The sequence below is a fragment of the Nitrospirota bacterium genome (genome assembly GCA_016219645.1).
In the GTDB taxonomy this organism is placed as follows: domain Bacteria; phylum Nitrospirota; class Nitrospiria; order Nitrospirales; family Nitrospiraceae; genus Palsa-1315.
This window is the reverse complement of sequence record JACRLR010000056.1, coordinates 55,187-62,211: the sequence shown is the minus strand read 5'-3', so window position 1 is coordinate 62,211 and position 7,025 is coordinate 55,187. Positions and strand designations below refer to the sequence as shown.

Here is a 7,025-nt window from a genome sequence, read left to right as displayed (position 1 = left end):
CGGCCTGACGATGACGAGCCGCAAGTTCGATGACATATTCGGCGGCCCCCCTCGCCAGGCAGAATCGAAGTTTGGTCAGCGGGAAATGGATTTAGCTCGATCGATTCAGGAAGTCACCGAGGAAGTCATGCTGCGACTGTCGCGGACGATGCACCGTGAAACGGGAGTGGACTATCTCTGCTTAGCGGGCGGTGTCGCACTCAATTGCGTCGGGAACGGGAGGATACTGCGAGAGGGGCCGTTTAAGGGAATTTGGATTCAGCCGGCCGCCGGCGATGCAGGTGGGGCGTTGGGTGCAGCGCTGAGTGCCTGGCACCAGTATGAGAACAAGCCCAGGACCGCAGACAATATGAATGACAAGATGAAGGGGAGCTATTTAGGGCCGGCATTTACAAACCAGGATGTCGAAGTCAGGTTGAAGGGGCTTGGGGCGGTCTATACGAGGCTTGAAGAAGGGGAGTTGTATGGTCGAGTGGCCGATGAACTGGCCGCCGGAAAAGTGGTGGGGTGGCTGCAGGGCCGAATGGAATTCGGCCCGCGATCCCTGGGAGGCCGCAGCATCCTGGGCGATGCGCGAAACACCACGATGCAATCCGTGATGAACCTCAAGATCAAGTATCGGGAATCGTTCAGACCATTTGCCCCTTCCGTGTTGAGAGAGCGGGTGTCGGACTATTTTAAAATGGACTGTGATAGCCCGTACATGCTCCTGGTGGCTCCGGTTCTTGAAAAGCGGCGTCTTCCATTCGACCAAGGCCAGAAAGCGCTCTGGGGTATCGATTTGCTCAATGTGCCACGCTCGGATATTCCATCCGTCACGCACATCGATTATTCTGCCAGAATTCAAACCGTCCATGAGGACACCAATCCGCGTTACTACAAGTTGCTTAAAGCGTTTGAGGAAAAGACGGGGTATGCCACTTGTGTGAATACGTCGTTCAATGTGCGTGGCGAACCAATTGTTTGCACGCCGGAAGATGCGTATCGCTGTTTCATGAGAACCGAGATGGACGTGTTGGTTCTCGAGAATTGCGTGCTGCGAAAAGCGGACCAGAAGGCGCTTGAAGGCGATACGGATTGGAAGAAAGAATTCGAACTCGACTAACTCGACCAGGGGGATATGATGGGTCATTCAGCCACGCATAAAGAACTGCGCCAGTTTGGACTATTGGTCGGAGGAGTGTTTCTCGTCATCGGGCTCTGGCCTCTGGTGTTTCGCAGCGAGCCGTTCCGGTTGTGGGCGATTTGCCTCGGCGGACTCCTCATGATCGTGGGGGCTATCCTACCTCGTGCGTTGGCGCCGATTCACCGGGCATGGATGTGGATCGGGCATATTCTGGGGTGGGTCAATACCAGGATTCTCCTCAGCATCGTGTTTTATGGCCTGATCACGCCCATCGGCATTATCTTCCGGCTCATGGGCAAAGATGCGATGAGGCAGGCATATGCTCAAGATAGCCAGACATACCGGGTGACAAGGCAACCGCGGCCCCGGTCGCATATGAAGTATCAATTTTAATCGGGTAGACAAAGGAGGTCTTCCATGTTCGAGTTCACTTCAGAGCTCTGGTCGTTTATGAGGGAGCGGAAAAAGTTCTGGCTCCTCCCCATCGTTACTGTTCTCGTGCTGCTTGGAAGCCTTATCGTCCTGACGCAAGGCTCCGTGGTGGCGCCATTCATCTATACGTTGTTTTAACAAGATCCGGCCCAGACCGATCGCTCTCCTCACGACCGTGAGGGGAGCGATCGGTGGCTGTAGCGCTGGTCGGTCATCGTCAAGCCCGTCAGATAAGCCAAATCGGTTCACAAGCCTCAAATCGTTGTCTCAGGATTCCATGGTGGCGCCATTCCTTTGCCTCTTGTCAGTTCGATAAACGCCTGGTCTAAACCTGTCTGGCGCAGCTCGTAGGGACCAACTCTGCATTTCCGGAATCGCTCTCTGTGCCACAGTGGTTTGTGGAACACATCGGTCCGACTTTACCTGGGTGCTGCTTCAATGAAACTCGTTGTCACCATTGATACTGAAGAAGATCAATGGGGGAGATATGTGGTCGACGGGCACACACTGAACAATATTTCTCACATTACACGGCTTCAGGACCTGTTCGATGAATTTGCCGTAATCCCCACCTATCTCATTACCTATCCTGTCGCCACCGATAAGACGTCCGTTTCGATTCTCAGCGAAATTCTTCAGAAGGGGCGCTGCGAGATCGGCATGCACTGCCACCCCTGGAACACCCCCCCTTATGGGGAGGCGATGACGGAGAGAAACAGTATGCTCTGCAATCTCCCCGCGGAGGTGCAGAAGGAAAAGCTTACGCGGCTGCACGAGACGATTGTGGAGTCCTTTGGAAGCGTGCCGGTTTCCTTCCGCGCTGGAAGATGGGGCTATGGACAGCATGCCGCTGCAAGCCTTCATTCGCTGGGCTACAAGGTGGATACGTCCGTGCTGCCATTTGTTGACTGGTCGAGACAGTATGGGCCGAACTTTTCCGATTCCGATCCCGCACCATATCGATTTCACCATGACCATATTTTCACTGCCCACCCGTCAGGGCCCATGCTTGAGGTCCCTGCAACCGTAGGATTTTCAGGCCTGACGAGTTCGAGCTTCGAGAAAGCCAACAGAGTTCACCATATACTTACCAGGCCCCCCTACAGCCTACTCAGGGCTGCTGGACTGTTGCACCGTTGTGGTGTGCTTCAAAAAATCTGGCTGTCTCCGGAAAATTCCACTGGCGATGAGATGATCACCTTGGCCAGATCGATGATCCAGAAGGGTGCGCAAGTTCTGAATCTCTTTTTTCATTCACCCACATTGCAGCCTGGGCTCACCCCCTTTGTGAGAAATGAGCCTGATAGACGGGAGTTTATGGAGAGAATCAAAGTATTTTTGCGATTTGCCGTAGATGCGGGTTTTGAACCTATCGCCCTTGGAAGTACTCCGGCAGTTGTCTGTCGAACGGCTTGACGTAGTCGCTGTTTTCAGAGATCAGATGAAAGTTCATTAACAAGGAGGCTCCTCATGATCACCGAGACGCTGAAATCCAATGGAAAGATGCGACATACCCGCGACTATCTCTGCGAGATCGGCGTGGTCGACCTCCCCCCCCTGACGAGCCCATTTGATCCCGGTTACGACCCCCTGACGCTGGAGAGTCATCTGGAACAGAGTCGGCATTTGATCTCCTCGTTAAAGATATCAATGGCCTGCTGGCAAGTCGCAAATGAAATTGCAACACGCAAGAAGGTCGATGCGGCGCGGCGTCTCAATGTTCCTGTCTGCACGGGGGGAGGGCCATTCGAGATCGCCGTGTACTTCAAGAAGCTTCCGGAATATCTCGATCTATGCGCCGATATCGGAGTGACGGGCATAGAAGCCGGCGCGGGTTTCATCGAGAACGTGCTGAATCCCCGTGAGATCGCGCGTCTCGTGTCTGAGCGCGGCCTTACCCTGCAGTTCGAGATCGGTGAAAAACATGGGGGAACGTTTACCGAGGATGTCGTGACACAACTGGTGGACCAAGGTAAGCGATGGCTCGACGCCGGGGCGGGGAAGATTGTGGTGGAGGGGCGGGAAAGCGCGCAAGACGTAGGGCTGTTCGACGGAAAAGGAAAGTTGAATGCGGGGTTTGCGGAGCGTTTCGTTGACGCATACGGCATGGATCGGACGATCTTTGAAGCGCCGAACAAGCCGAGCCAGTTTGCATTGCTCAATCACTTCGGACCTCGAGTGCATCTGAGTAATGTCCGCTTGGAAGAGTTGCTCCGGGTGGAGATCTATCGCAGGGGTTTGCATTCCGATGCGTTTCAACAGGAGATCTTGCGACCCAAGGGCCCAGCATTAAACGGCTTGTATGCATAAGGAGGAAATAATGAAAGGCGCAGTCATCATCGACTCGTTTCCGGAAAGCGCGGCGCGTTACAGAGAAGGGTATGCCATTGTGGCGGTAGATGTGATCCGGGCGACGACCACGGCGACCACTGCGGTCAGCCTTGGACGGAAGGTCTTTCCGGCGCAGACGACCGATGATGCATTCCGCATTGCGTCGATGCTCAAGGAGCCACTCTTAGTCGGAGAACTGGGTGGAAACATGCCGGTTGGCTTCGATCTGACCAACAGCCCGGCCCAGATTGCGAAGCGAACCGATGTCGATCGCCCTATGGTGCTGGTGTCTTCTTCGGGAACGCAGCTCATGCTGAATGCGGCTGGCGCGGAGGCTGTGTATATCGCCTGCTTCAGGAACCTTTCCGCCGTCGCCCGCCACTTGATTGGTCGGCATAGTCGGATTGCCGTTTTGGGGGCTGGAACTCGGAACCAGTTTCGCCGGGAAGACCAGATGGCCTGTGCCTGGATTGCTGAACGATTGGTTGGGTCGGGCTATGTCCCGGAAACCGAGATGACCAGCCTCTATATCTCCCGTTGGAGCGGAAAGAGTCCAGAAACAGTGCGATCCGGGCGGAGCGCAGCCTATCTGCGGCAGTCTGGCCAGGAAGTGGATTTGGAGTTTGTGCTCAGCCACTTCGATGATCTGGACATGGTCCCTTCGTTGATCAATGGAAGATTAGTTCCTGCGGCAGACCGACGAGAAACGCAACGAATCTCTGTATCGTAGCGCTGTCCGGGTCACAAAGGTGAGAAATACATTGCAAATTCAGAACATCACGACACCGGTTGTAGTGGTGAACTGCAAACTGGGGGCGCTGGCTATTATGCGCAGCCTGGGAGAGCAGGGCATCTCGATCTATGGGGTTGATGCCGATCCTCATGCACCCGGGTTGCTCTCGCGATACTGCAAGAAGCGTTTTCTCTACGGGCTGGATGAACGTCGTCCGGAACAGTTTGTCGAACAGCTGTTGAGGGTAGGGGAGGAAATCGGGCGGCAGTCGATCCTGATCCCAACCTCGGACGAGACCGCTGTCTTTGTCGCGGAGTATGCCGAAGCGTTGAGCCGATGGTTCATGTTCCCGAATAACTCGCCTGCCGTGCTACGTGAGCTGATCAGCAAGAAAGGGATGTACGAGCTAGTTGGCCGGCATGGCGTGCCGACACCGTTTACCCTCTTTCCTGAATCTCTTGCGGATGTTGAATCGTCCCTGAACAAAGTGAAGTTTCCCTTGATGCTGAAGGGGATTTATGGAAATCGCCTTCAGGCGCGGAACAAAAAGAAGATGGTCACAGTCTATTCGCCGAATGAGCTGGTTGAACTGTACAAGGAAATGGAGGAGCCGGGTTTCCCAAATCTGATGCTTCAGGAGTACATCCCCGGTGGAGACGACCAGATTTTCATGTTCAACGGATATTTTGATCAAACCTCAGACTGCCGGATCGGCTTAACCGGGTACAAGATTCGTCAGTTTCCGGTCCATGTCGGCTGTACGTCGCTTGGAGAATGTCGCTGGAATGAGACCGTTGCCAAGTTGACCACGCAGTTCATGAAGGCGATTGGCTATCGTGGCGTGCTTGATATCGGGTATCGATTCGATGCTCGTGACGGCCAATATAAGGTTCTCGATATCAATCCACGAGTCGGCCAAGCGTTCCGGCTCTTCGTCGCCGAAGGCGACATGGATGTTGTCAAAGCACTCTATCTGGATCTCACCGGCCAGCCGCTCCCGATGATCATTCCGAGAGAAGGCCGCCGCTGGCTCATCGAAGATTACGATCTGACGTCCTCACATGACTACTATCAAGAGGGGACATTGCGCTTCGGGGATTGGGTCCGCTCATTCAAGGGGGTAGAGGAAGCGGCCTGGTTCAATTGGAGAGACCCCTATCCGTTCGTGAAAATGGCCTGGACCCTCCTGAAACGGCTCGCTTCCTGGGGGCTAAAGCGGTCGGGTGCGGGAAAGAGGTAGGAGATACGGTGGGGATTGCCGGATCCGATGTCAGTTCGGTAGGGCTACGTCCCTACATGCCTCAGCTCGATGGAGTCCGAGCCTGTGCCGTGATGATGGTGTTTGTGAGCCACTGGATTCCGTGGAGCTTTCAAGGCGGCTTCCCCTGGAACAATTTCGGTGTGGATCTATTCTTTGTCCTGAGTGGCTTTCTCATCACGGATATTCTGCTGCGCGGTCGGCGGTATATAGAAGGAGGGGAGCAGGGTCTTTTCCTTACACTGAGGCAGTTCTACATACGTCGTGCCCTTCGTATTTTCCCCCTGTATTTTGCCTTTCTCCTCTGTTACGCCTTGACGGCCCCGAGTTTTGTCGATGAGCTGACTCCGTGGTTGTGGACATACACGCTGAACCTGTTTCGCGTCTTGATCGATAACAACTGGGAAGGACCCATCTCCCATCTGTGGTCGTTGTCGATTGAAGAGCAGTTTTATCTCGTCTGGCCATGGGTCATTCTATTGACCCCTCGACGGTTTCTATTGCCCGTTCTTTTACTGTCGGTCGCGATCGGTCCCACGGCCAAGGTGATCCTTGGTCTGAACGAAGTGTCGGAACGGGCGATCCGGTTCTTCACTCTATCCCGTATGGACACACTGGCTTTGGGGGGGCTGCTGGCCTATGTCGTTCATCAACATGGGCTGCTGTCTGTTGCAAAGAGCCGTATTTCCGATTGGCTCATCTGGGCCGGGCTGCCTCTTTTCTGTGTGGTGGTAGGGCTTCGAGCAATCGGGATCGGCTCAACGAACTGGCTGATCCTAGAAATGTCCGCTGAGACGCTGCTTTGTGGGTGGGTGGTGCTCCGTGCAGCTCAGGGATTCCAAGGGCTGATCGGGCGATTCCTTGGCTCAGCCCCGCTGGTTTATTTGGGGCAAATTAGCTACGGATTATATCTTCTCCACAAGCCGATTCCATCTATTCTTCGGGCCTATGGGATTGACACGGATGAGATCCCAGCCGGAATCGGGTTCCTCATGTATACGGTCTTGGCGATTCTGGCAGCGTCCCTGTCGTGGTTTCTCTTCGAAAGGCCTATCAACAGGCTCAAGCGGAATTTCCCTTATCGAATCCATGGAGTCATGCCTGTCTGCGAGCCGGCATTGGCCGGGGCTGCTAGGGAGTAAAGC

Annotated in this window: 8 protein-coding genes; all 8 read left to right on the top strand. The window is 54.6% G+C overall.

The features are described from left to right. Window positions 1-1,105 (top strand): hypothetical protein (locus HZB34_16410; protein ID MBI5317546.1); only part of this gene is annotated, 1,105 nt, incomplete at its 5' end. Window positions 1,106-1,120: 15 nt separating this feature from the next. Next, window positions 1,121-1,519, top strand: coding sequence for a sxtJ (locus tag HZB34_16405; protein MBI5317545.1), 399 nt, complete (start codon window positions 1,121-1,123; stop codon window positions 1,517-1,519). A gap of 24 nt (window positions 1,520-1,543) precedes the next feature. After that, window positions 1,544-1,696, top strand: a complete 153-nt coding sequence (locus tag HZB34_16400; GenBank protein MBI5317544.1) for a hypothetical protein — start codon at window positions 1,544-1,546, stop codon at window positions 1,694-1,696. A gap of 300 nt (window positions 1,697-1,996) precedes the next feature. Next, window positions 1,997-2,974, top strand: coding sequence for a polysaccharide deacetylase family protein (locus HZB34_16395; GenBank protein ID MBI5317543.1), 978 nt, complete (start codon window positions 1,997-1,999; stop codon window positions 2,972-2,974). Between the two features lie 54 nt (window positions 2,975-3,028). Then, the gene (locus tag HZB34_16390; GenBank protein ID MBI5317542.1) at window positions 3,029-3,868 is read left to right on the top strand and encodes a phosphosulfolactate synthase; all 840 of its coding nucleotides are present in this window, start codon (window positions 3,029-3,031) and stop codon (window positions 3,866-3,868) included. A 10-nt stretch (window positions 3,869-3,878) separates the two neighbouring features. Next, window positions 3,879-4,619 carry a 2-phosphosulfolactate phosphatase gene (locus HZB34_16385; protein ID MBI5317541.1) on the top strand — a complete coding sequence of 247 codons (741 nt, stop codon included), beginning with the start codon at window positions 3,879-3,881 and terminating at the stop codon, window positions 4,617-4,619. A 31-nt stretch (window positions 4,620-4,650) separates the two neighbouring features. After that, a complete protein-coding gene (locus HZB34_16380) occupies window positions 4,651-5,862 on the top strand; it encodes a hypothetical protein (GenBank protein ID MBI5317540.1) in 1,212 nt (403 codons plus the stop codon). A gap of 8 nt (window positions 5,863-5,870) precedes the next feature. Beyond that, window positions 5,871-7,022 (top strand): acyltransferase, encoded by a 1,152-nt coding sequence (locus HZB34_16375; protein ID MBI5317539.1) that lies wholly within the window; start codon window positions 5,871-5,873, stop codon window positions 7,020-7,022. The last annotated feature ends 3 nt before the right edge of the window (window positions 7,023-7,025 follow it).

What these genes read in the sequence shown, in the direction of transcription:
- HZB34_16390 (MBI5317542.1), top strand. Translation starts at nt 3,029, where the DNA reads ATGATCACCGAGACGCTGAAATCCAATGGAAAGATGCGACATACCCGC.
- HZB34_16395 (MBI5317543.1), top strand. Translation starts at nt 1,997, where the DNA reads ATGAAACTCGTTGTCACCATTGATACTGAAGAAGATCAATGGGGGAGA.
- HZB34_16385 (MBI5317541.1), top strand. Translation starts at nt 3,879, where the DNA reads ATGAAAGGCGCAGTCATCATCGACTCGTTTCCGGAAAGCGCGGCGCGT.
- HZB34_16405 (MBI5317545.1), top strand. Translation starts at nt 1,121, where the DNA reads ATGATGGGTCATTCAGCCACGCATAAAGAACTGCGCCAGTTTGGACTA.
- HZB34_16400 (MBI5317544.1), top strand. Translation starts at nt 1,544, where the DNA reads ATGTTCGAGTTCACTTCAGAGCTCTGGTCGTTTATGAGGGAGCGGAAA.